At 63.1% G+C, this 1780-nt stretch carries 3 protein-coding genes; 1 reads left to right on the top strand and 2 read right to left on the bottom strand.

What is annotated here, in order from left to right:
* Nucleotides 1–488: 488 nt before the first annotated feature.
* Together QZ332_RS13605 and QZ332_RS13600 are read right to left on the bottom strand one after the other, a co-directional pair.
* On the bottom strand, nt 489–752 hold the full coding sequence (locus tag QZ332_RS13605; protein WP_295766427.1) for a pro-sigmaK processing inhibitor BofA family protein: 264 nt from the start codon (nt 750–752) through the stop codon (nt 489–491).
* On the bottom strand, nt 743–1003 hold the full coding sequence (locus tag QZ332_RS13600) for a DUF2508 family protein (RefSeq protein WP_295766425.1): 261 nt from the start codon (nt 1001–1003) through the stop codon (nt 743–745). The genes QZ332_RS13605 and QZ332_RS13600 overlap by 10 nt, the downstream gene beginning before the upstream one ends.
* Before the next feature lie 89 nt (nt 1004–1092).
* Here QZ332_RS13600 and QZ332_RS13595 point away from each other — a divergent pair, with 89 nt between their 5' ends.
* Complete coding sequence (locus QZ332_RS13595) at nt 1093–1530, top strand: nucleoside deaminase (RefSeq protein ID WP_295766423.1); 438 nt, start codon at nt 1093–1095, stop codon at nt 1528–1530.
* Nucleotides 1531–1780 lie beyond the last annotated feature (250 nt).

Here is a 1780-nt window from a genome sequence, read left to right as displayed (position 1 = left end):
CCGGCGGCGTCCAGGATGTACCACTTGCGCTCGATGTTGGCCTTATTCGCCATAAAAGTGGACATGGTCTTTCCTCCATCAGTATATTTTCGGTCCAAGCTTACAAATCAAGAGCCCCGGCGCGTTCGCGGAGCAAGGTCATTTATACCATGTCTGCCCGGCAATGTCAACATGATTTTTTATTATCGCCGCATATGCTCCGATTTACTCCGATATCCTCCGATAATCTTTAAAATTCTGAGATCCTATTTTAAAACGTCCACGCCGTCCGCCCTCCCTGCAAAGGCCGGCCCCGGGCGGACCGGGCCCGGGGCATCGAAGGCCCCTCCCCCACACCCCGGGCAGATCCTCAGGACTTTCCGAAAGGTCCTGAGGACTTGTCCATCAAAAACGAGAGGGACCCCTCCCGGGTCCCTCCCGTGACGCGCCCCTTCCCCGCCGGTGGGGCCCGCACGACGCCTCCGCCCTTTCGGGGGATATGTACCGCTCTACAGCACCCACTGCACCAGCAGCAGCAGGACGAACCCCGGCAGGCCCAGCACGCCGATGACCAGGGCGTTCCAGACGTTCACCCCGAGGGCCACTCCCGTGACCCCCGCGGTGAGGTTCACCACCCAGAGCGCGAAAAAGCCCAGGAGGGTGTTCATCAGCAGCTTCACCGCCAGTTTCAGCGGCGCGCTGAACACCCGCAGGAGGGCGATGATGAAGAACCCTGCCAGCAGCGCGGCGATGATCTTCTGGTTCAGGTCCATACAGCGCCGCCCTCCAGCCGCAGGGCCGCGAAGCCCTCCGGGCTCCGCTCCTTGATGGCCCGGATGAGATAGTTGCACCGGGCCTTCTCCGCCTTGATCTGGTAGATGCAGGACTCCACCAGCTCCGGGTCCACCGCCTGGTCGAACTGCCGGTAGGCCAGGGACAGATCCCCCTGGGCGCTCTGCAGCTCCTCCTTCAGCGCCGTCAGCTCCGGATTCAGTCTGCTTTTTTTCAAGAAAGTGGTTTTCATAGTGCCGTCCCTCCTGTATAATACTTTATGGGCAGTTTGGACAAATATTCCAATCTTCATACGGGAGGAGCTCCATGCAGGAGATTTTTATGAGACAAGCCCTGGCCCTGGCCCGGGAAGCCGCCGCCGCGGGGGAGGTCCCCGTGGGCTGCGTCATCGTCCGGGAGGGCGTCGTGATAGGCCGGGGCCGGAACCGGCGGGAGGAGCAGCGCGCCGCCGCTTCCCACGCCGAGATGGAGGCCATCGCCCGGGCCAACGAGGCGCTGGGCTCCTGGCGGCTGGACGGCTGTGAGCTGTATGTCACCCTGGAGCCCTGCCCCATGTGCGCCGGGGCCATCCTCAACGCCCGGATCCGCCGGGTCTGGTTCGGCGCGCGGGACCGGGCCTTCGGGGCCTGCGGCGGCGTGACCAACCTCTTCATGGAGGATTTCCCCCATCCCCCCGCCCTGGTGGGGGGCGTCCTGGAGGGAGAATGCCAGGCCCTCCTCTCCGCGTTCTTCGCCGGGCTGAGGCGGCGGGATGGTTGACATAAGATTTAAGACTTTTGTAACAATTGACGCTGGTTTCCTTAACAACTCTCCTGTATCTTAAGAATTGCAAGAGACAAAACTTCTTTTCATCCAATCTTCCAAACCATAAGGTACAGGGCCAGCCTCCCGGCTGGCCCTGTACCGTTTTTCTCCCCCGGGCCCACTCCGCCCTGTCCCCCGCCGTCCCCCGCCGTCCCCCGCCGTCCCCCGCCGTCCCCCGCCGTCCCCCGCCGTCCCCCGCCGTCCC

The sequence above is a fragment of the uncultured Oscillibacter sp. genome (assembly GCF_910584465.1).
Taxonomy (GTDB): Bacteria; Bacillota; Clostridia; order Oscillospirales; family Oscillospiraceae; genus Oscillibacter.
This window is presented reverse-complemented; position numbering and strand designations above follow the sequence as displayed.

What these genes read in the sequence shown, in the direction of transcription:
- QZ332_RS13605 (WP_295766427.1), bottom strand. Translation starts at nt 752, where the DNA reads ATGGACCTGAACCAGAAGATCATCGCCGCGCTGCTGGCAGGGTTCTTC.
- QZ332_RS13600 (WP_295766425.1), bottom strand. Translation starts at nt 1,003, where the DNA reads ATGAAAACCACTTTCTTGAAAAAAAGCAGACTGAATCCGGAGCTGACG.
- QZ332_RS13595 (WP_295766423.1), top strand. Translation starts at nt 1,093, where the DNA reads ATGAGACAAGCCCTGGCCCTGGCCCGGGAAGCCGCCGCCGCGGGGGAG.